Raw genomic sequence first — 25,293 nt, 5'->3', positions numbered from 1 at the left:
GTCATGCTCCGTTCACACATTCTTTCATCTTTTCACACAATTGTGTCGTAATGTAGGAGCCAAAGGAATGAAGATGGGAACAGGATGGTGGCCAATTGTGACTAATTGCAGGCAAATGAACAGAAAGACGCTGCTAGCCGCTCTAGCATTGCTATTGTTTCTCCTCACCTGCTTCCCAGGCACAAGCAAGCTGTATGCCGCTAACGCTAACGGGAAAATGCTCATCGTTCGTGCCGGAGATTCGATCCAAAAGGCCATTAATGAAGCTGAACGAGACGCAACCATTACTGTACAGGAAGGCAGCTATCATGAACAGCTTGTCATTAATAAGCCGTTGAAGCTGCAAGCTGCCAACAATGCCAAAGTTATGCTGAGCGGCAATCATCAAGGTCATGTCATCACGATTACCGCCTCCGGCGTTTCCTTGAGCGGATTTCAGATTAACCAGAGCGGAAATAAAAAGCAGGATGCGGGTATTTATATCGCCTCCTCGGACAATTTGATCGTGTCCAATACGCTGTCTCGCGTCCAAAATGGCATCTATGTCAACAAAGGACACGGCAATCAGATTGAGAACAACACAATAACGAGCAATAACAATCGTATCTCTAAGCGAGGCAACGGCATTCACCTGTTCTACGGAAGTGGCAATGTCGTGCGAGGCAATGATATTTATAATGTGCAGGATGGCATTTACATCGACTTCGCGGCCGACAGCACGCTAAGCGATAACACGATATCCGATTCGCGCTACGCTATTCATCTCATGTTCGGCAAAGGCGGTCTCGTATCAGGCAATCAATTCACGTACAACATTAATGGAATGATGGTCATGAGCTCCTCCTCCTTTCGAATTGAGCAGAACATCATGCAGAAGCAGCTTGATTATCGTGGTTATGGAGCGCTCCTCTATAACACCGATCGCATCACTATGCGGGGCAACCGCATAATGGACAACAGCAACGGTCTCGGGCTGGAGGATGCAAGAGACAGCCTGATTGCAGACAATGTCATTGCAGGCAATCATCTTGGCCTTAGTCTGCTGAAGGGCAATACCGGAACTACCCTATCAGGCAACCAGTTCATCGGCAATGTCGTACAAGCACGAAGCTTGGACGACAAGCAAGCCATTGATGACGGCACATCAGGAAATTACTGGGACGACTATTCCTCCTTCGATCTTACCGGTGATGGCATCGGGGAGCTTCCTTACTATGCAAGCTCCATCTATGACAAGCTTCTGCCGAAGCAGCCGCAGTTGCAATTCTACTTCGAGAGTCCTGCCATACAGCTGTGGAACGCTGTCAATCGCATGCTGCCTGCTACTAGCACTGCGAGTGGAGCAGATCGATTTCCGCTTACACAGCGGCCCGTCCCTCAACCGATTGCAGACGGTACAGCACAAGCAGGCCTGGAAGGGGAGCTTCCTGCAGACAATCGCCAACTTATCGGCATCGCGGGATGCTTGTTCCTAATTGGCGGCATATTTATTCTTGCACAAGGGAGGATTCAGAAATGACTTGGAGATTCGGGACAATCGTAGTGGCAATCGGCCTTATGCTCGTCACTTCATGCGGTAAGCCAAGCTATGAACCGCGACCGATTAACCCTGATATCGATGTATGCATCGTATGCAATATGAGCGTAGCGAACGAAAGCTACGCAACAGAGGTTGTATTAACAGACGGCAAGATTATGACCTTCGATGACATCGGCTGCATGATGGATTATATCCAAACGTATCATAATGCAGATAATCCAATTGCTAAATCCTATGTATACGCCGCAAGCAATTGGGTGGAGCTGGAGCAGGCTTGGTTCGCCTACCATCAAGACTTCTGGACACCAATGGCGAATGGCGTGCTGGCCTTTCCAAGCAAGGAAGAAGCAGAGCACTACGTGTCACAGGAGGGCAAAGGCAATGTGTTGTCATTCCCTGACCTGAAGCAGCATAAATGGGACGGTCACCAATGAAGCACATAGGTTCAATTGCGAAGCAGGAAATGAAGCTGATTATCCGCAGCCGCTGGCTGGCTAGCTTCTCATTATTATTTACATTACTGGCGCTATTCATCGTATTCTTCGGCAGCGCCGGCTATCAATCCGGGTATGAAGGGTTTACGAGAATGACAGCCGGACTTTTGAATTTATCCCTGTTTCTCGTTCCGCTGCTCACCCTGTTAATGGGCAGCACAATGCTCGCGGGAGATAAGGAGGACGGGGGCTACCAGCTCCTGCTCACCTATCCGGTATCGTCTACCTCTATTGTACTCGGCAAATATATAGGCATGCTGGGAGCCATAGGAGCCGTTATCCTAATCGGCTACGGCATTGTCGGAACTGTGCTATGGGTCACGAACCGCACTGGCATATTTGCCGCTTCCTTGTTTTTTCTCTTCATCGCCCTGACCCTACTGCTTGCAGCCGTCTTTCTGGCAATAGCTTCGGTCATCGGCGTATACGCCGGTACGCGCTTCCAAGCGCTCGGCATCAGCATTCTGACATGGGCGCTCTGCGTGCTCCTGTACGAATATATCGTGATGGGTATCTCCAGTGTTGTCCCTTATAATTGGATCATTACGCTCTTAACCACATCCATCCTGTTCAATCCAGTCGAGCTGATACGGGTGTGGAGCATCGTTCAAATGAAGAGTGGCATGATATTCGGGCCGACGCTTTATGACTTTACGATATGGGCTGAAGGAAGCGCCGGACAAATTGCCCTCTGTCTGGCGGCTGCAGCGTGGATCATTGTCCCGCTTGTCTTATCCATCATCATTGTGAAGCAGGGGGTGCGCATCCGCGAATGACCACGAATGCGATGATTCAATTCGATAACGTATCCAAGATTTATTCCAAGCAGAATCAGGTGCGTAATATCCACTTCTCAGTTGGTCAAGGCGAATGCTTCGCCTTATGTGGAGGCAATGGCGCTGGGAAGAGCACGATCATTCAGATGATGATTGGAATCGTAAAGCCGACGTCAGGCAGCATTTACTTGAACGGGCGCATGGTATCGTCGAAGGACAACGCCTATAAATCCACATTCGCCTATATGCCGGACAATATGGTATTTCCCCGTTCCTTAACGGGATACGAGGTGCTGCACTTTTTCTCCAAGCTTTTGCAGGTGCCGCGGAATCGCATCGATGAACTGCTCCGCCTCGTTGGATTGGAACGGGATAAACATAAAAAGGTAAGCCACTATTCCAAGGGAATGCAGCAGCGGCTCGCTCTCGCACAAGCGCTGCTGCCTGAAGCACCGATTATCATTCTGGATGAGCCAACTAACGGACTTGATCCTTATTGGGTACATACGTTCAAGGAGCTGCTCCATGCAGAACGCAGGAAGGGAACAACAATCCTGTATTCGACTCATATTTTGTCTGTCGTGGAGGACACGGCCGATACTGTCGCTTTCATGAACGAAGGAGTCATGGTCGCCTGCGATTCAGTTGCTAGGCTTTGCCGTACAGAGAATGGACATCGTTCCTTGGAAGCCGTATTTTATGATACGTGCCAGCGCGTAGCCACTAGTTCGTAATTCGTGCTTCTTCTCTTGTAGTAGAACGATGTCGGTACTTGCTTTAACTGGCGCAAGGTTCGTATCATTCACAGTGCATGCTTAATCATACAATCCCTTAGAAGCATTTCGCTAAGGAAGACCGAATCATTCGCTGTCATTCAAGCCCATCGGCCTGATCATTCCGATAAATGGAATCTCCTTCAGGTTCAATAAATGAATAGGCCCCTCTTCCGCGTCAATCAGAAGAGGGGCCTATTTACTTTCGTGTACGCTGCCCAAGTTCGATTACCGGAACATTACTGCATCGTAAGTAGCATTGTACCCATACGCCGAGCTGTCTCCATCATCTGCGGAGCAAAGGAAACAAGTGTCTCTGCCGACATTCGGCTAACTGGCCCCGATACCGATAAGGCCGCCACAAGCCGCTGGTTCCGATCCATGATCGGAACAGATACAGCCGCCGCCCCAGGCTCGCGTTCTTCCAAGCTCACTGCATAGCCCAAGCGTCGTACTTCCTCAAGCTGCTTCATATAGCTGTCCTTATCAATGGACGATGGCCAGCGCGGATCACGCAATGCGGCTTCAATCTCATGCATTTCAGCAAAGGCAAGCAGCACCTTGCTGGAAGCTCCCACGAATAACGGCAATCGTACGCCTACCGGCGCTACTCGACGAATTGCCTGATTGCTCTGAACAGCCTGAATCCGTATCCGATCATTGCCATCTCTCACATATAAGCTAACAGTCTCATCGAGTTGATCACGCAGATGCTCCATTTCCGGCTGCAGCAGTTGGGCTGGATCATCTACCTGCGTCAAATTCGCTGCCAGCTCCCATATCCGATAGCCAAGGCGGTATTTATCGCCATTTTTAAGTACGAATCCCCGATCCTCCAGGGTTGTCATCAGCCGATGAACCGTGCTTTTATTCAAGCCAACACGAGTGGCGAGCTCCGTCAGACTCATGTCCCGCTCATTGGCAAAGCACATTAATATATCGAGTGCGCGCTCCACAGCGCGTACAGTTAGCTTTCCTCGTTCTTCCACCATGTATCTCCCTCTTTAGTTCCATAGTATGGAACGGCGTTACAACTAGTATAACTCTCTTCCTCGTTTTCGTAAAGAATCTCATGCCCTGCACTTATCTCCTACGAACGTCCTTTATTTCGACATGATTTTACAGGGAGATTGCAATGTTACGGTACGATTACAAACACCTTACAAATCACGCAAATTCGTTGACCCTATGCGGATTCCCGCATACGATGATGATATGAAGATACCGATTACACGAATAAGCTCCTATCGGGACTTTTGTTCTATATAAATTTCTTTTGCTCGACATTGTTCTTCATTGTTATTCCATCATCGAAGGAGGTCACCCCCATGAGCACACCTGTCATTACATCTCCCGCGCTTCAGCCTGAATGGCTTGGCCCTTCCGGGGCCGCCCCTGCCGCGGCCCGCAGACTTCGAGTGAAGCATGTAGCGATTGCGCTGTCCTTATCGACCTTCTTCGCTGCAATAGTCATTTTTCTCGCCCTGCATGGATTCATTGCCTGGATGTTCGCCAATCCGCAGGTGCCTCCTCTGTTTTCGAATCCGATGGAGGCCAAGGGCATGAAGTATGAAACAGTATCATTTCCCGCTCGTGACGGTCATACGCTAATCGATGGCTGGTACATTCCATCCGAAAAGCCTTCCAAGCGCACCTTGATATTCAGTCATGGTTACGGAGCCAATCGCGAAGAATACTGGGTTCCGATGTACGATCTTGCCAAGTTCGCCCATAGACTTGACTACAATGTGATCATGTTCGACTACGGCTTTGCGTCCGAACAGCACCCTACCAAAGCTACAGGCGGCCGTTTGGAGAAGGAACAGCTACTTGGCGCAGTGAAGCTGGCGAAGGAGCGCGGCGCAGAACATGTCGTCGTTTGGGGCTTCTCCATGGGAGCCGGAACTGCGCTTCAAGCGGCCCTGCTCACGCATGATATTAATGCTATGATTCTAGACAGCACCTTCTTGCTGGAACCGGATACGTTATATCATAATTTACAGCAGTACACTTCGCTGCCGAAGCATCCATCGCTTGACTTGCTGCGTACGTTCTTCCCAGCGGTAAACGGCACGAGCCTACAGCAGATTCCATACAATGAAGTGAAATCGACGAACTATTCGATACCGATTTTCTTCATTCATGGTACAGCCGATTCTAAGGCGCCATTCGAAATCGCAGAGGGTATAGCTGCTCACCAGTCCAACAAGCTTTCAGAGGCATGGATCGTTCCTAATGCGCAGCATGAGCTTATCTATCGTACCCAGCGCAAGGAGTATCTGTCGAAAACATCCGCATTTTTGAATGCGGCCTATCATTCTGATCCTGGCTTCTATATTGCTCAGAACTAAACTTTCAGCTAACTCGTTCGGTACCAGGTTAAGGTTTATCCTGTTTAGCCAAAATCGAAGCTGATTATAAAAATGAAATATGAACCGCAAGCAGCCAGCTTGCGGTTTTTTTATACCCTTTTACATAGGTCAACCTATGAGGATAATACAATAAAAAGAACCACCTTAATCAGAAGGAGGGAGAACATTGCAGCTCATTTACGGGCCGCTTATGCCTGTTCGTGTGTTAGAAGAGAGCACGTACTGGAAACAGCAGGAGAAGAGAAATACAGAAGTTATCCGGGCTGCTGTGCCGCAGCTGGAACCCGAATATGTGCAGCTGCTCGCCCAATGGGAGCAGGTGCTGTCGCAAACGGAGGCGGCGGCCAAGGCCCAATTGCGTACCGCATTACAGCGGCCAGACGCCCTTCAGCCCGAACAGCTTCAACAGCTTCAGGAATTGCTGCGCGCCTCTGTCTATCAGTCCGAGCAATTTGTCCAGCATCTAGAAGCCATCAAGCACAGCAGCCAAGCTGTGCAGCTCACCGAGCACGCCCCTGTCGTCTTGGATCACATTGCAGAACGGTCTCAATATTTCCTCCAAGCAATCAAGCCTGTATTTTACCCAGCACAAGAACAAGGGAGCAGCAGTCCTGTTCGCTCAAGCCATAACACTGAACCACCCGCTCGTATTCACTCTACCGATGTGAACGAGCCTTCTTCCAATTGGCCTCCATATCCACCTTATCAGCATCAACAATATCCACAGCACCAGCAACAGCAGTATTCCATGCAGGGCATTCACGCATTTATAGGCAATTCTCGCAGTTCACAGTTTGAACACAGTGAAGAGTCAGATGATGAGTCCTTCGTTCCTATTGGGGGACACAAGCTTCCACCGCTCCCCTATCCGTATAATGCACTAGAGCCATATATTGATGAAATGACAATGCGTATTCATCACGACAAGCACCACAAGAGCTATGTCGATGGCTTGAATAAGGCTGAAACGGCACTGGCAGAGGCTAGACGCACGAATAAGTTCGAACTCGTGAAATATTGGGAGAATGAGCTAGCCTTCAACGGAGCAGGACACTACCTGCACACTATATTTTGGGATGTAATGAGCCCACAGGGAGGCGGCAGACCAACAGGCCCGCTGCTCCGCCAGATCGAGCACGACTTCGGCAGATATGAAGCCTTTCGGAAGCAATTTACGAACGCTGCTGAGAAGGTAGAGGGAGGCGGCTGGACGATACTTGTCTGGAGTCCGCGCAGCCGCAGATTGGAAATATTGCAGGCAGAGAAGCATCAGAACCTATCCCAGTGGGATATCATCCCACTGCTGCCAATCGATGTGTGGGAGCATGCCTATTATTTGAAGCATCAAAATGAACGGCCGAAATATATCGCTGATTGGTGGAATGTTGTGAATTGGCCTGTAGTTTCTGATCGATTTGAGCAAGCTCGTACCTTAAAGTGGACTCCATTTTAAGTTTGCAACACTATTCGATGAATGAGGAGCATACTTCCTATTTTTCGAGCTTATTCGCCGTTGCGCCGCGCCCTTTTCGTTCTATACAATAATAACTGGAAAATAATTGGGTCATGTGCGGTTCTGCGCCGTGCTTTCCTTTTGTACCAGAACTATGGGTTATCGACATCGAAAGGGGTGAGGCGAATTGCTCAGACCTATTGTGAAATGGGCTGGCGGCAAACGCCAATTACTTCCCTGCATCCGTCCCTTGCTTCCTCCGGCAGACTGGACGCGAGCAGCCTACTTCGAGCCGTTCATCGGCGGAGCGGCGTTATTGCTAGCATTAACGCCAGACAACGGGGCCATTAACGACGTCAACCAAGAGCTCATCAACGTGTACCAAATGATAAAGCAGCAGCCAGACCGACTTATTGAAGAACTGCGCAAGCACCGCAACGACGAGGACTATTATTATGAAATACGGGCCTGGGATCGGAACTCAGAAGCATATACCTCCATGTCCCCTATTAAACGTGCTGCAAGACTGATCTATTTGAATCGGACATGCTATAACGGATTGTACCGAGTCAATGCAGGCGGACAATTCAATGTTCCATTCGGGAAGTACAAGCGGCCAAATATTATACGAGAAACCGCCATTCGCAGCATGTCCGCTTATTTGAATCGCGCTAATATTCGAATGATGGATGGAGATTTCGCTGACGCTGTGCAGGAGGCACGAGCAGGTGATTTTGTCTATTTCGATCCGCCCTATGACACCTTGACTCCAACTGCTGCCTTTACTTCTTATGCCAAAGGTGGATTCGGCCGCCCCGAACAGCAGCGGTTAGCCAATGTATTCAAAGAATTAAGTGAGCGCGGCGTGTATGTCATGCTGTCCAATCATGCAACAGACTATATTCAAGAGTTGTACAAGGGATATCGGATACATACGGTAAAAGCGAGGCGAAGCATTAATTCCAAGGGCGACGGGCGTGGTGTAATTAATGAGGTCATTATTATGAACTACTGAAGTGAATAACGTGATCTGGATATAGGTCTACTTGATGTGCACGTCCCAGCATCATGCCGGCATCAATCCATCTCGTACTTTTTCTTCGCGCGTTCGTAAGCTTCCTGGGCGCGATCCCGCCTAGGAAGCTTACTGTTAATGCGCAGAAGGAGCAAAAGATTGCAGCAGAGCAAGATAAGAATGAGCAGTTCTAACATAATTCCCATTCAGCTCCCTCCTGAACTCATATTGATAACGATGAAAAAGTGAACTGACCTTCCATAATGGATACGGCCGTTCCTGTTAATTGTACGCGCTTCTCTTGCAGTTTCAGCTTCACAATGCCTTCTCTAGCAGAGCATTGACGACCGACAAGCGATGATTTGCCAAGCTTGGCGCCCCAATACGGCCCCGTTGTACAATGTGCAGACCCAGTAACCGGATCTTCATTCACACCAAGTCTTGGGAAGAAGCAGCGTGATACAAAATCAATCCCCTCATGGGCCGATTCATCTGCTAGTGCTGTAACAAGCACGCCTATCTCTTCATGACCGCATGCCTTCAGCTGCTCCCAATTGGGCTGTAATGATCGTACGGTCTGCTCCGAATCGACGGCAGCCACCAGTTCATTCCGGCTTCTGAACACCTCATGAACGGAGCAGCCTAGCGCCTCTTCCAGACGTATGCACAATGCTTCGTCGTCAACAGGCGTTAGCGTAGAAGCAGGGAAATCCAGCGTAATTTCACATTTGTCCCCGTCCTCCTTATATTCTGCATGGAGTATCCCGCTTAGGGTATCGAAGGAGATGCTCTTACCACGAGCAATTCCGCATTGCCGCAGCACATGAGCCGTTGCAAGCGTTGCATGTCCGCACAAGTCAACTTCGACCTCTGGCGTGAACCAGCGCAGTCCGAGGATGTGTCTATCCCCCTCAGGCGCAATACGAACAAATGCCGTTTCTGATAAATTCATTTCGGATGCAATATGCTGCATCAACGTCTCATTCCATTCCTGCTCGACGAGACATACCGCAGCGGGATTGCCGCGGAATGGCGCATCTGTAAATGCATCTACGATGTATACCTTCATATCCATACCTCCCTAGCTAAGATACCATAGCTTACGATTGGGAAGGCCCGAAACTGTTCTATTTCTGTTCTATTTCATTTCTATTGTTGAACCTATTCCATGCTAATGCTTTTTCGATTCACAGCGTCGTCTCTTGCTGCGCTTATCGAATGGATCAGGCTCGGAATCACCTGATCTCATCCTTTTTGAAAGATGTATGTCTCCTGCGGAACCTCTGCTATCCATGGACTTGGCTGGCCTACACTGTACACATGCAGCTCATGCATCGCCCGCGTGCAGGCCACATACAGCAGCTTTTGCTCATTTGCTCGCCCATAAACCGCTTCTGAAGCATCATAAATGACGACGGCATCAAATTCTACACCCTTGGCCAAATACGATGGAATGACAAGCGCTCCTTCTTCGAACGAAACCGTATCTTGTTCCACAAGATAAATAGGAAGCTCGTTCCGCAGTGCCTCATACGCCTCTCTGCTCTCCTGCGCCGTCTTGCAAATAACAGCCACATTGCGATGTCCATTCTGCAGCAGTTGACGTACACGATCCGCTGTCATTCGATTACGCGCTGCACCATCCTTCGCTACAGTTACGGTAGGCTTGCTTCCAGCACGATCGAACGGTTCAATATGCTGACCATCAAGCGCAAGATAGCGGGCAAATTCCATAATCGGACGCGTTGTTCGATAGCTGCGCGTCAAGTGGAAGGTTTCCGTTGGCGAGGATCCTCCTATGTCCGATGCTCTCCAACTGCTGTTCATATCCCCTTCCCCGGTATGCGGATATATCGCTTGCTCCCAATCTCCAAGCAGTGTTATGCCGCAGCGCGGAAACATCCGTCTCAGCAGAGCGAATTGGAACGGTGAATAATCTTGTGCCTCATCAATGAACAACTGCCGGATTGAGGTATTAACACGAAATCCCTTAATGCATTCATTCAAATACAAATATGGCGTTGCATCCTCAAACGGCATCTCTCCTGAACGAAGCCGCGCTTCCGTGGCATCACATATCTCATTCCACTCCGCAGGCAAGATTCCAGCAGGCGCACAGCGCTGCGATACTTCTCGTTCTGCAAACAGTTGCCGATATGTGCCTGCCATATCAATGAATTCAAGCTTCTTCACCATCGCGTACAGCGACTTGAATTGCTCATTCACAATGGCAGCAGCAAGCCAATTGCGCTCGCGTTGGAAGTCATCGAATGTCTCCTCCGAGAACTTCTTCTTGCGCTGTAGCTGCGTGTAAGCCTCATGGTATGCATCATCATCGAGCATCTCTACTTCCTCATCCACCCACGGCTTCGAACGTTCTTCTTTGGCTGCTCGATGCAGTTCCCCACGCAGCCATTCCGCCAGCAAGCGCAAGCGATTCGGCAGCGGAAGCGATGCATCATAACGGTAGAGCTGGTCGCATATTTGCTCAGACGTGATCAACACCGCATCGCGGAAGCGAATATCATGGAACTGCAGCCCTTCTGTCCCTAGCCACTTCACATATGCATGGATCATCTCCACATAGCCTCGACCCGCCTTAAAGCGAATCGATACCATACGTGCCGAATAACCCGGATCTCCTGCAGCTGTTAACGAATATTCCATTTGCTCGAATGGATGCTCCAGCTTGAAGCTGTTACTTAAGCGATGCTCTAAATAATCCTGGAATGTCGTCTGCTGCATGTTCCGTTCCCCAAGCTCCGGCAATACGGTCGATACATAACGGTTAAACAAAGGGTTCGGAGAGAACAGGACGATCTGCTCTGCTTGTAGAGTATCCCGATAACGGTAGAGCAAATATGCGATACGCTGCAGCGCAGTTGACGTCTTGCCGCTTCCTGCAGGTCCCGTCACAATGAGTATGCCGCTTCGTTCATTTCGAATAATTCGATTCTGTTCCTGCTGGATGGTCGCGACGATACTCTTCATATGCTCGGCAGAAGGCTGGCTCAGCATTTGCCGCAGCAGCTCATCGCCAATGGTGACCCCTGTATCGAACATCCCTCGGAATCGTCCCTCCGAGATGAGAAATTGCCGCTTCAGCTCCATCATTCCATCGATTTCCCCTACCGGAGTCGAATAATGAGCAGGTCCTGGAGGGTAGTCATAATACAAGCTGGATACCGGCGCACGCCAGTCGTAAACGAGAAATTCACCTTCTGAATTGCGGAAGGATCCGATACCTAGATAAATCTGTTCGCTTCTTGATTCTCCCGTTTCCTTAAAATCAATCCGGGCGAAGTAAGGCGACTTCGACATGCGAGTCAGCACATCCAATTGACGAGCGGCATGCCGATGTCGATGCTCGCGTTCTGTCAGCACCTCTGCCTGCTGCTTCATGCTGGCAAAGGTTTCGATAGCCTCATTGACATCATCCATGTTGATTTTGACATCGTCCCAAAATGTCTTGCGGAATTCGACTACCTCATGCTTGATAGTGCCGATGTCCTGCTGCAGGGGTTCAATGTGCTGCTCAATAGCCTCCATCACTTGAACCGCTCGTTCCTCTTCCAGACGCCATTGTTCTTCCTTCGTACTCATGCAACCACCCGCTTCTTAGAAATATAATAAATTTAAGTTGACAGCATGCGATTCGATATGATATTATATATTTGGGATAAAATATTTTAATTACATATACCCATATCGCATATTTGATCATAACATAACCGTCCTCTGCTTACAAGACGTTGGTTTGGCAATTGCCTTGTCAACTTTTGTCTGCAGAGGACGATTTTATTTGAACGATACAATTGTCTGAATGCTATCCATGTACGATAATCTTTTTCTTCGCATACTTCTCAAGAAGCTGTATGAGCTGCGTTTGCTCTGTTGGGGTGGATAAGCAGGCTAGAGGGATAATATGCGCCTGCATCGAGCTGATGAAGATATACAAGTAGTCTTTGGTCATCCGAATCTCCGGTATCGCATCCCAGTTGTAATGAGCGTTGCCAACTGGAGTCGTCTCATCAATCCCCTGCTCCGTAATCTCCATCGTATGATCTCCAAGCCAGGCCGCATTTTCTTTGGAATCAGCCCATCGCATCACTTTTCTTTTAATCGAAAAATACATAAATACGTTCAAGAGTGCACCCAGCGCTACCCCTACGAGAATCGAGTAGGCCCATGTTTTGCCGATAACTTTAAAAATAATGCTGCAAAAAATAGGCAATCCAATTCGATTTAAGAGCATGATCTTCCGATATTTCGGCATGCTGTACATGACGAATTTATTGAATCTCCAGTAGTCTTCCTTCGTAATATGCATCGAAATTTTCATAGCATAACTCCTTTGTCATAAAAGAATAACTTGAACGCCTGTCCCTCTCATTATACATGCAGCGATAATGTTAGGACACCCAACCTTGCTGACCTGGAAAATCCCCCCAACCTAACTTAACTAGCTTAAATTAACAAAAAAAGAAGACATCCTCCGCCTTACAACGAAGAAATGCCTTCTTTCGATTCTCGATTCCTTTAGGACATATAACATGTATAACGTTAATAAATGAGTTCCTATCCTTCTTGCTTGGAGAAATAATCGAACAAATCTCCACGCGCTTCTTCCAAATACGCAAGATGCGGCTCGCGCTCTATACGAATTTTCAGGCGTTGTGCCGTTTTCTCGAATAAATCAACGCATTCATTCGTGCGAATAATAAGCTTTTGCGGACGCACGCCCTGCTCTTCAATGAGCTGCAGGAAGTGATTTAGGAATTCCTGTTCAAAATTGTCATCATAGGCGACATGGAAACCAACGGCCGCACGTGTAGTACGGTCTACCCACAAGCAGAGGCGCGGATAGTACGGACGCTCTCCTTCACCCTTAACGGCAACAGGAGCATAGAAGTATTCCGTTTCCCACTGGCCCTTCTTATTCGGGAAACGGTTCATAACATCATTCAGGCGGTCTCGATCTTCGATTTCGACTTTCACAGGACGCTCCAATACGAAATCAGGATCCATCCAACGATCAGTCCATTCCCCATTTTCCAGTACACGAACCAATACTTGGCCGGATTGCGGCGCAGCCATCAATTCATTATCCTTCTTCACACGCGCTGCCAGATCCATCGCTTGTTCTAAGGCGATCGCCAAGAAACTGACCTGCTTCTCATCAAGCGTCCATGGAACAAACCCCGGGTCATACGCGCGGAACATTGGCCAAGCATTGCGACCGCGGAAGCGGAACCCAAGCTCCTTGATCTGCGCTAAATCGTGCTTTTCCAAATCCGTACGGTCTTCAAAAGTGACCATAATGCATTTTTGGCGGTGCAGCCATGCATTCTGCTCATGATTATCCAGCATCATGCTGTTCAGGCTCTCCAGCCCTTCGCCGCCGCGGAACAACGACAAGCCGAATAAGTAGTCTGTCCCATTCATAATCGTGCAATAGCCTACTTCTCCATCCTCCGGGTTGCTCACGCCAAAAATCACGTTCTCCGGCATCCACTCCCAGCTCGCCTGCTTCTTGAACGCAGAGGCTGCTTCATATAATCTAGCCCACAGCATCTGTTCCGCAGTCAATTCCACTTCTTGTTCTGCATTCTTTTGTTCCGGCTTCTTCTTTGCTTCTGTCATGTGACTTGTAACTCCTCCTGTTCAATTTCCTGTTCTTTCCGAAAAAAACCCCGTCCCATGCCCGGAACGGGGTTCATCAGTTCTCAGTTCACCCACATGCATCACATTACTGCTTAATCAGTGACAAAAATTCCGCGCGCTGCGCTGCATCCGTTCGGAAGCTTCCGCGTGTTGCCATTGTTACCGTCTTGCTTCCTGGCTTCTTTACGCCACGGGCGCACATGCACAAATGCTCGCCTTCCACGACAACCATGACACCGTGCGGCTTGAGCACCTCATCCATAATGTCAGCAATCTCGCTAGTGATCCGCTCTTGCACCTGCAAGCGACGGGAGATTGCTTCCACCAAGCGAGCGAACTTGCTAAGTCCAGCAATCTTGCCGCTTGGAATATATCCGATATGCACCTTCCCGAAGAAGGGCGCCATATGATGCTCACATTGGCTATAATACGTAATATCCTTTACTATGACAAGCTCTTCGTGATTTTCATCGAATGCAACCCCGAGCGCATCACGAGGATCTACCTCATAACCGGCGAAGATCTCCTCATACATGCGAGTTACGCGTGCTGGCGTGTCCAGCAATCCTTCGCGCTCAACATCTTCTCCGACGAGCCTCAAAATTTCCTTAATATGATGCTCAATCTGCTCGCGATTCGCATCAACCTGTGTATTCACATAGTCCTTCAAACCAGCCACGAACGTTCCTCCTTCCGCCGCGCTTGTGAGCATATCTCGTTAACTTAGCGGGATTTCTTGAAATTCTTGTTCTTCATCATTTGCTGTGCTTGCTGCATCTGCTTCGAATTCAGATTGTAGCCCATTTGCTTCGCCATTTTCTGCAGCATTTGAGGGTCGGACTGCATCTTCGTCATTTGGTTACGCAGATAATATACGCCGCCAGCAAAGCCGATGATAATGCCTACAATTAGTGTTACGATCGCCGTAATTACTGTCCACATCTTCCCATGGTCACCCCAACATCGTCAAGTTTTGCTCATTGCTTCTATATTTCAATAGGTACAGATTCATTGAATGATCCACCGAAATCCTCATCTAGAAAAATAAAAAGGTATCGATGTGCCGTTCCACTTCAAATTTACCGTACCGCCACTATGATAGCACGTACCATCAATCGTGACAAATATCCCCTGTTCCAATTATGGAGCAATCAGCAACCGCTCTTCATTCGCCTGCATGCCCTCCAGCTTGAGCAGCGTAACCTTCTTGTCCATTCCGCCGCCGTACCCGACTAAGCGACCGTCCGCACCGATTACGCGATGGCATGGAGCAATAATCGGAATCGGGTTGCGATTGTTCGCCCCACCGACTGCACGTACCGCCTGAGGGCGTCCAATTGCCTCTGCGATCTGCTTATACGATCTTGTCTCCCCGTACGGAATATCCATAAGAGCGCGCCATACATCACGCTGAAATGCCGTCCCTTGGAAATCAAGCGCCAAATCAAACGATTTCCGCTCTCCTCTGAAATATTCCTCCAATTGGTGAATCGCCTCCTGCAGCCGTTCCGGGTGGCGTTGTAAAGCTGCGCGTCCATATGTGCGCTGTGCCCATGCGTTCAAGCGCGCCGATGTATCAAGCACACTTCCAAACTCAATGGAACAAAGTCCCGTTGCGGAAGAGGCAATGGTTAGCATCCCCAGCGGCGATTCCATCTCCTGAACATAGATAGGCTCCACATGATTGTCGAATTGCTGCAATGCAGCTTCTATCGCTTGCACAACCGCATCCTCCTTTTCACGATTCAAGCCTGACAGCAGCGCCTGCTTCGCTTCGAGGCCGCCTATCTGGCCAAGTGCCCAAGCGGCTGTCGCACGAATATCGTAACGTGTATCCTCCCGAAGCAGCGATCTCAGCTCGCCTACCGCGCTTCGGTCACGGAAGTTGCCGAGCGCAACGATCGCATTGCGCTGAATCGGCTTCTTGCCTCTCCAGGCCGCAGATAACGAGCCAAACTGCTCCTTGAACTCACGATTTGATAATTGCAGCATCGGAACGAGAAGAGGCTTTGCCTTCTCAGAATCGGGCTGCATCTCAGGGTGGTGCGTCCAGTTCATGCCTTTATTTTTCGGACATACGATCTGACATGTATCACAGCCGTACAGCCGATTCCCCATCTTGGTCATCATTTCATGACTCAAGAGATCCTTAGATTGGGTCTGAAATGAAATGCACAACTTTGCGTTCAGCTGTCCTGGGCCTACGAGTGCGCTCGTTGGACAAGCATCGAGACAGCGCGTGCATTCTCCACAGTCTTCTGTGACAGGATCGTCTGACGGAAATGGGATATTCGTTATCATTTCGCCCAAGTAAATCCATGATCCCCACTGCGGTGAAATAATGGAACAGTTCTTGCCGCTGAATCCAATTCCTGCACGTTCTGCAACTGCCCGGTCGCTCAGCTCGCCGGTATCTACCATACTGCGAACCTTCAGCTCTTGATCCGGCACACGCTCACGAAGGAACGCTTCCAGCTTCGCAAGCCGATCCCGCAGCACAAGATGGTAATCGAGCCCCCAAGCCGTTCGCGCGAACATTCCCCGATAGGAGCCCGCCTTCGACTTCGGCGATTCCTCCAGCTTGGAAGGATAGGCAACAGCGATTGCAATTATCGAGCGTGCATCCTCCAGCAGCAATTCAGGGCGGGTACGCTTGTCCAAATCAGGCTCTTCAAAGCCCGAGGCATAGCCTTGATCGATGGAATGCTGCAGCCGCGCCTTCAATTCAATGAATGGGTCTGCCGTCGTAAAGCCCACCTGATCGATCCCCAAAGACGGGGCTGCTTCAATAATGTCCTGCTTCAACTTGCGCCATCGGTCCTGGGTATGAGCTAATTTTTCATGCATCCCATTCACCTCCTTGTCGTCACATGCTCCATACATTCTTAACATCCATTTCTTGCACTGCAATAGCCTGCTTACACCAGCCGCTAACATCGGAAACGGCACCTTGCATTCCAGAAAACGAATTCTTGGAACAGGCGCCGTTCACCGAGCGTGATACCCGCTATTATTCACGAGCTTCGTCTAACAACTGCTTCCATTCTTCGTAATACCAACGTACCGTGTCATCATGGAAAGGAGTACGACTCTCCTTAATGTACTCCAATACCCGATCCAGGCCAGCCTTCACCTTCTGCTCGACAAGCTCTGGGTAATGATAGGCTAAGCGATTGTGCTCATACTCATCCTGATCTACTACCTGAACCTGCCCATCCGTCATGCGAATGACATCCAAATCATAGTCAATATAAGTGAAAATATTGCCACACCGATAAGGAGGCGATGCTATATTGCAATAATACCGAACACCGCATTCCTCAATTAGAGCAACTACGTTGAACCACTGCTTCGGGATAAAAAATGTAACAGCAGGAATCTTGCTAACCCACTGCTTCCCATCCGACTCCCGAATCGGCGTCTGACTGTTGATGAGGACATACATGTCTTCCTTCACATGATCAGGATGCCGCATCGTTGCAGGCACAAGCCAATTTTCGAGCCATACCCGATGCAGGTGACCGTCGTGCTTGAAACTTTTCACAAGAGCTTCCTCATAACGATTCATGCTAATTCCTCGGCTTTGCGTTCATTTCGCTTTATTAATAGAAAAGCATATCTTTCACCCGAATGCAACGGTTGAGAAGATATGCTTCCTTGTACAATGTTTGGCTATAATCAATCGTGTATCGCCACTCTGTTCCGAGTGAGGCCAATTGCAACCTCGCAATTCATCTGCAAGTAGAATTGCGCAGCGTTAGCCTGCAACAATACGCAACTGTGAAAGGGAGCGCAGCATATCCTTTGCTCCGTATCCCAAAGCCTCAAACCATGGCAATACGACTTCTGTATGCTCGTCCACAGCAATCATAATGTTTTTGACGCGGCGTTGTTGGAATTTCTGCTCCAATCCCGCTACCAATGCTTTGCCTACTCCGCGATTGCGATAATCCGGATGTACGGCAAGGCGGTAATAGTAGCCGTTGTTACGATCAACGGTTCCGATGACAAGTCCGACAATGGCTTGCTCTCCGCTAGCTTCTTCATGTTCTGCGATGAGCACAAGCTCTCCGTCCAACGATAACTGACGCGCGAATGCTTCCAGCGTCTTCTCACAACATTCATCTGACAGCGATTCCTTCAACAACTGGGTTGCCGGAAGATAATCCGACAAACGAAAGGATCGAACATTCATGACTTACTCTCCCTCATCCTGAGCTTGGTTTCGTGATCGGTTGTCTCTCTGTCTAACACCTTTCTACGCCTTTACATTAAATCTGTATCTTGTGGGTTATCTACAATAGATTGTGCAATACCTTTACAAATACGACAAAAATCGCGAAAATCCTTCTTTATCATGCAACTTCCATAAAAAAGATCGAAAAATCTCCCGAATTCTCTTGTAAACGCTTTATTTAAAGCGTTTACATTACATAAAGAATGAAAACATTATAGAAATTGTAAAGAATTCGCATTCATTTCAAGTCATAATCAACCCTTCCCCAACAGAACATTTGTTTGAAACCACCCATTTTCGGGTAATATGATAGCGGTGGCGGTCAAACAACAACTGTTCGCTATCGAAGGCCTTTTTTTCAACGCCTACTTTTGCAACATTTATGTTGATTTATTCTTCCGGTTCATGTTTAATTAGGTTAGAAGTAGATAAGATGCTACATAATTAATTAGGAGGTATGACACAATGGCACATCAATTACCAGCTCTTCCTTATGCCAACAATGCTTTGGAACCACATTTCGACGAAACAACAATGATGATTCACCACGATCGTCACCACAACACCTATGTGACGAACTTGAACGCAGCTTTGGAATCTGCTCCAGAATTGCAAGATAAATCTGTAAACGAACTGATCGCTAACTTGGATGCTGTTCCTGAGAGCATCCGTACAGCGGTACGCAACAATGGCGGCGGCCATGCGAACCACTCCTTGTTCTGGGAAATCATCGGCCCTAACGGCGGCGGCCAGCCTTCCGGCAAATTGGCTGATGCCATCAACAATGAGCTTGGCGGCTTGGACAAATTCAAAGAAGATTTTGCAAAGGCTGCAGCTACACGCTTCGGCAGCGGCTGGGCATGGCTTGCAGTAGATGCTGACGGCAAATTGTCCGTATACAGCTTGCCTAACCAAGACAGCCCGGTTATGGAAGGCAAAACGCCTATCCTTGGCTTGGATGTATGGGAGCATGCATACTACTTGAAATACCAAAACAAACGCCCTGACTACATCGCTGCATTCTGGAACGTTGTGAACTGGCCAGCAGTTGAAAAACGTTACGAAGATGCTTTGAACAAGTAATCGGGAATAAAAAAACAGCCGTCCCCTGGCAGTCTTTTGCCTCAGGACGGCTGTTTTGTTGTCTACAGGAAGCCGACTCAACTCTTAGTTCTCGAACAGCGGCGTTGACAGATATCGCTCCCCCGTATCCGGAAGAAGCACCACGATCATCTTGCCTGCATTCGACGGTCGCTTTGCCAACTGTGTTGCTGCTGCCAAAGCAGCGCCGGAGGAAATCCCAACTAAGAAGCCCTCCTGCTTCGCCAACTCACGCGCTGCAGCGAATGCTTCTTCATTCGTCACGCGAATAATTTCATCAACAATATTGCGGTCGAATGTATTTGGAACGAAGCCCGCGCCAATCCCTTGTATCATATGCGGCCCCCGATTCCCACCTGATAGAACCGGTGAATCAGCAGGCTCAACCGCTGTAATTCGTACCGATGGCTTGTTTTCCTTCAAAACACGGCCCACACCGCTGATCGTACCGCCAGTGCCGACCCCAGCAACGAAAATATCCACTTCTCCATCTGTATCGCGCCATATTTCCTGTGCTGTTGTCTTCTGGTGCACTTCTGGATTCGCCTTATTATCAAATTGTTGCGGAATGAACGAATTCGGGATGCTTTCCGCAAGTTCCTCTGCCTTCCGAATAGCACCCTGCATGCCTTCTGACCCAGGTGTAAGCACTAACTCCGCCCCTAGCGCCTTCATCATCTTAATGCGCTCTACACTGTACGTATCCGGCAGCGTTATAATAATTCGATATCCAAGTGCAGCCGCGGCACTCGCCAATGCAATGCCCGTGTTGCCGCTCGTCGGTTCGATAATAACCGAGCTGCGGTCGATAATCCCCTGCTCTTCGGCAGCCTTGATCATCGCATAGCCAATCCGATCCTTCACGCTTCCGCCTGGATTGAATGCTTCCAGCTTCGCGACAATTCTCGCCCCAAGGTCATGCTTGCGGTTATAATTGTTTAGCTCCATTAAGGGTGTATTGCCAATGAGCTGTGTAATGTTTGATACGATGTTGGACATGTTCCACTTTTCCTCCATAACAATATAATCGCGATTCTTATGCCGCTACGTGCGACTACGCCTTGTCCGGCTTCTCTCTACGACTCGATGTATTCCATAAATGCCAGCTACATACACGGCATATAGAAGCAAAACGACCGGAATCCTTGTCCAGTCTTGAAGCAATTGCTCCCCGACATAGGCAAACAAGAACATAACGGGCAGCTTCCCCAGTACCGTTGCCACCATGAAGGTTCGCAGCGGGATAGCTAGCATCGCCGCATACGCATTAATTGCCACAGCCGGGATAATGGGAATCATCCGTCCGATAAGCACAGCTGCGAACGCGTTGTGTTCCATTAATTGATTAAAGCTTCGCAACAAGTGAATTCGTTCCATAGCTTGTCTTCCCTGCTTAGACATTCTGCATCGCACAGCCAGGAACATGAATGCAGCACCTAATGTCGAGGCCGCCACATTGATCCAGCCCCCGATCCAGAAACCATAAGCGGCGCCAATAATTCCTGCCACAACACCGAAAGGAATCACAGGAACTAAGGATATGGCGACAGCAGTCAAAAACAAAATGACGAGCGTACCTGTACCAGGCTCCAAATGGCGAAGCATAGCAAGCAGCTTCTCATGGTACATCAAGATGATTACAGCAGCGAGAACATACAGCCCGAGAGATATTCGTTTATCCAATGTACCCCCTCTGGCATCGGCTCCCGCTTCCGGTTGCACACGCTGCCTGCTTTCTTACGTTAATAATTCCATATTAATATATAGAAGCCCCCTGCCACAAGTTTACTGAACTTTCTACAGCCTTCCTTATATACGTAAACAATGAAGGCGGTTACATCAGAATGCAGCAAAAACCTTCATTTTTTAACATGAACGAGAATTACACCCGCATCTCCACATTTCCCATCCCCTAATCGCAAGCCCGTCATCATAATTTCAAAATAGAATAAACTCCTTTTAAGAAACCATTCCCCTCAATTTATCGCACTCATCACATACAGTCAATTATACATTTTCGAAAAGTTTATTCCAAAATGAAATTAAGTACGATATACTAACGCTATAATACGATTGAAACGAAGGGATAAGGAACTCCATGAACCAACACGATCACCGTCCCGCGCTGCACGTGAACAAGCGCTCTCTTCTCCTTCAGCTATTCTTGACCTTTAGCAAAATTGGGCCGACTACCTTCGGTGGCGGTTATGCGATATTGCCCGTCATTGAGCGAGAAATTGCGGAGAAGCGTCAATGGCTACAAGAAGACGATATGGGAGAGATTACAGCTCTTGCAGGGGCGGCCCCTGGCGGGATAGGCGTTAATGTCGCCGCTCTTGTCGGCTACCGAATTGCTGGGTTATCTGGCTTAGCTGCTGCAGTTATCGGCATCTCTTTGCCTACCATCGCAATTATGCTGCTTTTATGCATAGGAGCAGCTGGATTTCGCGACCAACCGTATGTTCAGGCTGCGTTGACCGGTATTAAGCCTGCTGTCGTTGCACTCATCGTGTATGCAGCGATTCGACTTGGCTCACGCACTTTGCACCATGGCTTCGCTTGGGGAATCACTCTCACCTCACTTGCGCTGCTGTTTTGGACATCGATCCATCCCATTCTTGTCTTAGTCCTTGGCGCATTCGCCGGTATTGTACTTGAATGGGTGAACCGCGGCAGCTTTCTGCGAAATCATCCGCATGACCACTCCAAGCCCCCACGTTCAGGCAGCAGTGCATCTCGCTCCCGCCAGACTAAGCAACGCAGCAATCGAGCGGTATAAGACGCTGTATCAGCCTCCCATATTCGAACGAGAAGGAAGGATGCACCATGCTATGGGAATTATTTTGGACTTTTTTTAAACTCGGATTCGTCTCCTTCGGCGGCGGTTATGCGATGCTGCCCGTCATTGAGCATGAGGCATTGTCCCATCAATGGATGACAGCCGAACAATATACCGAGGCTATCGCGCTTGCCGGCATGGCTCCCGGACCCATTGCCATGAACAGTGCTGTATACGTGGGGTATACTGCATCAGGCTGGATCGGCAGCATCGTCGCATCGCTTGGCGTAGTCTTGCCTTCGGCCATCATCATGCTGCTTATTGCCACTATTTTCTACCGCGTGTATGATAATCATTGGGTGCAGTCTGCACTTGACGGCATGAAGCCAGCCGTAATTGCCTTGATCGCTTACGCAGCGGTCAATATGGCGATGCCTTCCGGGCTTGCAGCAACGTGGACATTGTCTTCACTTCTTCCAGTCGCAATTTTCGCTTGCGCGCTGCTTGCGCTGATGAAGTTGAAGCTCCATCCAATAGCCGTCATTCTATTGTCAGGAATAGCGGGGATTGTTATTTATGGATAAATCTTTGGAACAACATATCGCTTCCTCCAAAGCGAAGGAAGTATTTCAATTCATCCGACGCACTGATGAAATATCAAAGCTGGATTTACTTCAGTACAGCGGGCTTACCGTTAGTACGCTGACGCGTGTACTGGAGGAACTGACTGCGCTCGGGTTAATCGCGGAGTGCGGCTTCGGTGCTTCTACCGGCGGGCGCAGACCCATTCTGTACCGTGTCGTTCCTGACTACGGATATGCCTTCGGTCTGGATATTTCCCGCACCTCTTCCCGTCTTGTCATGATCAATGCAGCAGGAAACAAAATCGACACGGCGGAATGGCCTATGACTGCCCATATGACGCCGGAATATGTAATAGTGGAAGTAACGAAGCAGATTAAGCAATGGATGAGTACGCATAAGCTCAGCACGGACAAAATTATCGGTCTTGGCATTGGCGCTGTCGGTCCGCTGGATCGATTTGCAGGAACGATTCTGCAGCCAAGCTTCTTCCCGTCTTCAGGCTGGGAGAATGTCTCTATTGTCAGTGAACTGGAACGTCAATTGAACATCCCCATTATGCTCGATAATGGAGCAAATACAGCGATAAAGGCAGAAGCATGGGCCAATCGTTCCAGAGATGTACAGCATATGCTGTATGTGCATGTTGGCATTGGACTGCGCTCTGCAATGATGTCTGAAGGGAAGCTTATTTACGGTGCTGTCGATATGGAAGGCTCGCTTGGACAAATGATCATTCAGGCTGATGGCATTCCCCCTCGTACTGGAGACGGCAACTACGGCTGTCTGGAGTCCTATGCCACTATATATGCCATCGAACGGGAAGCGAATGCGCTCATCCGTATGGGCCGCCGCAGTCTGCTTGAGCAAATAGCCGGTTCAGGGAACACTGTCACCTATGCACATATTATGGAGGCTTTGCAGCGGCGTGATCCGCTTGCCACAGAGATCGTTACGCAGGCGGCTACTTATTTCGGCATCGGGCTTGCGAACCTGCTCAATATACTCCATCCGGAGAAGGTGGTATTAGGCGGGCCGCTCATGAGCGCGAATGATTTATTTTTCTATACTGCAACGCAAACTGCGATTCGCAAAACCTATCATTATCCGCAATATCAGGTCGTATTCAGCAAGGGCAGCTATGGCGATGAGGCGCTGGCCATCGGTGCGGCCTTGATGATACTCGATAAAATTACTGCATAAGAAGACTTGCGGCAGGTATATAAGATACTCTCCCAAAGCTGATGCGGACTAAATAGTTAATTCATCCTTGCTGCTCTTGCAAAGGTTCATTTCACCATTCACCTTGAACGGAGCAGCAAGCCTTGCTCTATCGCTAGCAGCTTGCAAGAACGATACAAGAGCGATGTTCCGCTTCTATAGTGGGGCTGCTGCCAACTTCTATCCCAGCTTCAAATTTCCCATGTATAGGAACGGATTGAATAATGGGTTACGGTCGGAAATCCCCGTATGTACGAAAAAAGGACAGTGCTCCCGCACCATCCTCACCTCAACCCTTCCGTGCTTCTTTATATATAACCCCGCCGCTTCAATAATGAAAGACACCTTACATAGTACTCGTTATCCAACGTGCATACTTCGGCAATGAGTTTAATCGATGAGTTGCTTGCCGATATTTGAAATGCATGAACGATCCCCTTAGGCATGCTGTTCGGGTGATGCCAGCTTTAATGCATGGAGCAGCGGCAAATGCTGATGATTCGCTCCATGAACAAGATAGTCATCCTCGACCCGATCAATGAACAGCACGCCGTCCAAATGATCCATTTCATGCTGGATGCAGCGTGCGAGGAAATCTTCGCCTTCTAAAGTAACGGTCTCACCGTCTCGGTTCATCGTTGTTATTCTAATATACTGGTATCGCTTTACTCTGCCGTAGTATCCAGGATAGGACAAGCAGGCTTCCATCCCTTCTTGCTCGCCGGCCGTCTCTACCACCTCAGGGTTAATCAGTTCGATCAAGCCATCTCCAACGTCCATGACGATGACACGACGCAAAATCCCGATCTGGGGTGCAGCGAGTCCCGCTCTCCCCTTCTTCGCATATAAAGTATCCTTCATATCATTCAGCAGCGATATCGTGCGTGCATTCAGCTCCGTTACCGGCTTGCACTTTTTGCGCAATATCGGATCTCCGAAAGGAAGAATAATACGCTCAGCCATTTCATGTCGCCCCTTTATCCTCTGTCATTTCATTAATCAAGCTAATCGATTCGATAGAGTGCATCGCCTGCACACCTCGTTGTGCTGCGATCCATTTTCGATTAGTTGCTCTTTCAATTCTTATTTATGTGATGCTTCTCGCTTCATTTTACGCTGTTCATCAAAGTACATGATAATCAGAATATAATCAATATAACATAAATGAAACGTTATTATATTTTAACCCAATTACATTCCTGCCCAGTGCCTTGATAAATCAAACAAACATGGCATAAAAAAAGCCTCCCAACTTCCCACCGACCAAAGTCGGCGGGAGTCGGAAG

General features: G+C 48.8%; 25 protein-coding genes. 11 read left to right on the top strand and 14 right to left on the bottom strand.

The annotated features are described in order from the left end of the window. Window positions 1-67 precede the first annotated feature (67 nt). From NO352_RS24375 to NO352_RS24360, 4 genes are read left to right on the top strand one after another with little or no spacing between them, the layout of a single operon-like run. Complete coding sequence (locus NO352_RS24375) at window positions 68-1,519, top strand: right-handed parallel beta-helix repeat-containing protein (protein WP_289356967.1); 1,452 nt, start codon at window positions 68-70, stop codon at window positions 1,517-1,519. Further along, window positions 1,516-1,974, top strand: coding sequence for a nitrous oxide reductase accessory protein NosL (locus NO352_RS24370; protein ID WP_289356966.1), 459 nt, complete (start codon window positions 1,516-1,518; stop codon window positions 1,972-1,974). The genes NO352_RS24375 and NO352_RS24370 overlap by 4 nt, the downstream gene beginning before the upstream one ends. Next, window positions 1,971-2,810, top strand: a complete 840-nt coding sequence (locus NO352_RS24365) for an ABC transporter permease (protein ID WP_289356965.1) — start codon at window positions 1,971-1,973, stop codon at window positions 2,808-2,810. The genes NO352_RS24370 and NO352_RS24365 overlap by 4 nt, the downstream gene beginning before the upstream one ends. Further along, on the top strand, window positions 2,807-3,544 hold the full coding sequence (locus NO352_RS24360) for an ABC transporter ATP-binding protein (protein WP_005543313.1): 738 nt from the start codon (window positions 2,807-2,809) through the stop codon (window positions 3,542-3,544). Before NO352_RS24365 ends, NO352_RS24360 begins: the two co-directional genes overlap by 4 nt. Before the next feature lie 278 nt (window positions 3,545-3,822). On the opposite strand, the gene NO352_RS24355 is transcribed toward NO352_RS24360, so the two are convergent. Then, window positions 3,823-4,572, bottom strand: a complete 750-nt coding sequence (locus NO352_RS24355; RefSeq protein WP_040735265.1) for an IclR family transcriptional regulator — start codon at window positions 4,570-4,572, stop codon at window positions 3,823-3,825. 339 nt (window positions 4,573-4,911) lie between these two features. Between NO352_RS24355 and NO352_RS24350 the strand changes: the two genes are divergently transcribed. The 3 genes from NO352_RS24350 (at window position 4,912) to NO352_RS24340 (ending at window position 8,423) form a co-directional block, all read left to right on the top strand. Continuing rightward, window positions 4,912-5,934, top strand: coding sequence for an alpha/beta hydrolase (locus tag NO352_RS24350; RefSeq protein WP_005543315.1), 1,023 nt, complete (start codon window positions 4,912-4,914; stop codon window positions 5,932-5,934). 187 nt (window positions 5,935-6,121) lie between these two features. After that, window positions 6,122-7,408, top strand: a complete 1,287-nt coding sequence (locus NO352_RS24345) for a Fe-Mn family superoxide dismutase (RefSeq protein WP_268598959.1) — start codon at window positions 6,122-6,124, stop codon at window positions 7,406-7,408. Window positions 7,409-7,595: 187 nt separating this feature from the next. Next, entirely contained in the window at window positions 7,596-8,423 is an 828-nt protein-coding gene (locus NO352_RS24340) for a DNA adenine methylase (protein ID WP_005543317.1), read from the top strand. A gap of 62 nt (window positions 8,424-8,485) precedes the next feature. Here NO352_RS24340 and NO352_RS24335 read toward each other — a convergent pair whose 3' ends face one another. From NO352_RS24335 to NO352_RS24290, 10 genes are all read right to left on the bottom strand, one after another. Further along, entirely contained in the window at window positions 8,486-8,629 is a 144-nt protein-coding gene (locus NO352_RS24335; RefSeq protein ID WP_163974398.1) for a hypothetical protein, read from the bottom strand. Between the two features lie 17 nt (window positions 8,630-8,646). Beyond that, complete coding sequence (locus tag NO352_RS24330; protein ID WP_289356964.1) at window positions 8,647-9,492, bottom strand: PhzF family phenazine biosynthesis protein; 846 nt, start codon at window positions 9,490-9,492, stop codon at window positions 8,647-8,649. 176 nt (window positions 9,493-9,668) lie between these two features. After that, window positions 9,669-12,026 (bottom strand): RNA polymerase recycling motor HelD, encoded by a 2,358-nt coding sequence (gene helD, locus NO352_RS24325; protein WP_289356963.1) that lies wholly within the window; start codon window positions 12,024-12,026, stop codon window positions 9,669-9,671. A gap of 223 nt (window positions 12,027-12,249) precedes the next feature. Continuing rightward, a complete protein-coding gene (locus NO352_RS24320) occupies window positions 12,250-12,765 on the bottom strand; it encodes a YcxB family protein (protein ID WP_005543321.1) in 516 nt (171 codons plus the stop codon). Window positions 12,766-13,001: 236 nt separating this feature from the next. Next, on the bottom strand, window positions 13,002-14,066 hold the full coding sequence (locus NO352_RS24315) for a DUF7309 domain-containing protein (protein WP_005543322.1): 1,065 nt from the start codon (window positions 14,064-14,066) through the stop codon (window positions 13,002-13,004). A gap of 106 nt (window positions 14,067-14,172) precedes the next feature. Further along, the gene (gene folE, locus NO352_RS24310; RefSeq protein WP_005543323.1) at window positions 14,173-14,766 is read right to left on the bottom strand and encodes a GTP cyclohydrolase I FolE; all 594 of its coding nucleotides are present in this window, start codon (window positions 14,764-14,766) and stop codon (window positions 14,173-14,175) included. 44 nt (window positions 14,767-14,810) lie between these two features. Continuing rightward, complete coding sequence (locus tag NO352_RS24305) at window positions 14,811-15,029, bottom strand: YneF family protein (RefSeq protein ID WP_005543324.1); 219 nt, start codon at window positions 15,027-15,029, stop codon at window positions 14,811-14,813. Between the two features lie 198 nt (window positions 15,030-15,227). Next, a complete protein-coding gene (gene queG, locus NO352_RS24300) occupies window positions 15,228-16,934 on the bottom strand; it encodes a tRNA epoxyqueuosine(34) reductase QueG (protein ID WP_289356962.1) in 1,707 nt (568 codons plus the stop codon). Between the two features lie 163 nt (window positions 16,935-17,097). Further along, complete coding sequence (locus NO352_RS24295; RefSeq protein WP_005543328.1) at window positions 17,098-17,655, bottom strand: DUF402 domain-containing protein; 558 nt, start codon at window positions 17,653-17,655, stop codon at window positions 17,098-17,100. Between the two features lie 189 nt (window positions 17,656-17,844). Beyond that, window positions 17,845-18,282 carry a GNAT family N-acetyltransferase gene (locus tag NO352_RS24290; RefSeq protein WP_005543330.1) on the bottom strand — a complete coding sequence of 146 codons (438 nt, stop codon included), beginning with the start codon at window positions 18,280-18,282 and terminating at the stop codon, window positions 17,845-17,847. A gap of 507 nt (window positions 18,283-18,789) precedes the next feature. Between NO352_RS24290 and NO352_RS24285 the strand changes: the two genes are divergently transcribed. After that, a complete protein-coding gene (locus NO352_RS24285; protein WP_268598962.1) occupies window positions 18,790-19,407 on the top strand; it encodes a superoxide dismutase in 618 nt (205 codons plus the stop codon). Between the two features lie 84 nt (window positions 19,408-19,491). On the opposite strand, the gene cysK is transcribed toward NO352_RS24285, so the two are convergent. Beyond that, entirely contained in the window at window positions 19,492-20,424 is a 933-nt protein-coding gene (gene cysK / locus NO352_RS24280) for a cysteine synthase A (RefSeq protein ID WP_005543332.1), read from the bottom strand. A gap of 45 nt (window positions 20,425-20,469) precedes the next feature. Further along, window positions 20,470-21,108, bottom strand: coding sequence for a TVP38/TMEM64 family protein (locus NO352_RS24275; RefSeq protein ID WP_268598963.1), 639 nt, complete (start codon window positions 21,106-21,108; stop codon window positions 20,470-20,472). 415 nt (window positions 21,109-21,523) lie between these two features. On the opposite strand from NO352_RS24275, the gene NO352_RS24270 reads away from it, so the two are divergent. The 3 genes from NO352_RS24270 to NO352_RS24260 are packed head-to-tail and all read left to right on the top strand — an operon-like array spanning window position 21,524 to window position 23,989. After that, the gene (locus tag NO352_RS24270) at window positions 21,524-22,204 is read left to right on the top strand and encodes a chromate transporter (protein WP_171416670.1); all 681 of its coding nucleotides are present in this window, start codon (window positions 21,524-21,526) and stop codon (window positions 22,202-22,204) included. A 47-nt stretch (window positions 22,205-22,251) separates the two neighbouring features. After that, entirely contained in the window at window positions 22,252-22,788 is a 537-nt protein-coding gene (locus NO352_RS24265) for a chromate transporter (protein WP_268598965.1), read from the top strand. Continuing rightward, window positions 22,781-23,989, top strand: coding sequence for an ROK family protein (locus tag NO352_RS24260; RefSeq protein WP_289356961.1), 1,209 nt, complete (start codon window positions 22,781-22,783; stop codon window positions 23,987-23,989). The genes NO352_RS24265 and NO352_RS24260 overlap by 8 nt, the downstream gene beginning before the upstream one ends. A 456-nt stretch (window positions 23,990-24,445) precedes the next feature. Here NO352_RS24260 and def read toward each other — a convergent pair whose 3' ends face one another. Continuing rightward, window positions 24,446-24,970 (bottom strand): peptide deformylase, encoded by a 525-nt coding sequence (gene def, locus NO352_RS24255; RefSeq protein ID WP_171416676.1) that lies wholly within the window; start codon window positions 24,968-24,970, stop codon window positions 24,446-24,448. Window positions 24,971-25,293: the final 323 nt, after the last annotated feature.

This window comes from Paenibacillus sp. S-12 (genome assembly GCF_030363895.1).
Taxonomy (GTDB): domain Bacteria; phylum Bacillota; class Bacilli; order Paenibacillales; family Paenibacillaceae; genus Paenibacillus_B; species Paenibacillus_B alvei.
This window is presented reverse-complemented; position numbering and strand designations above follow the sequence as displayed.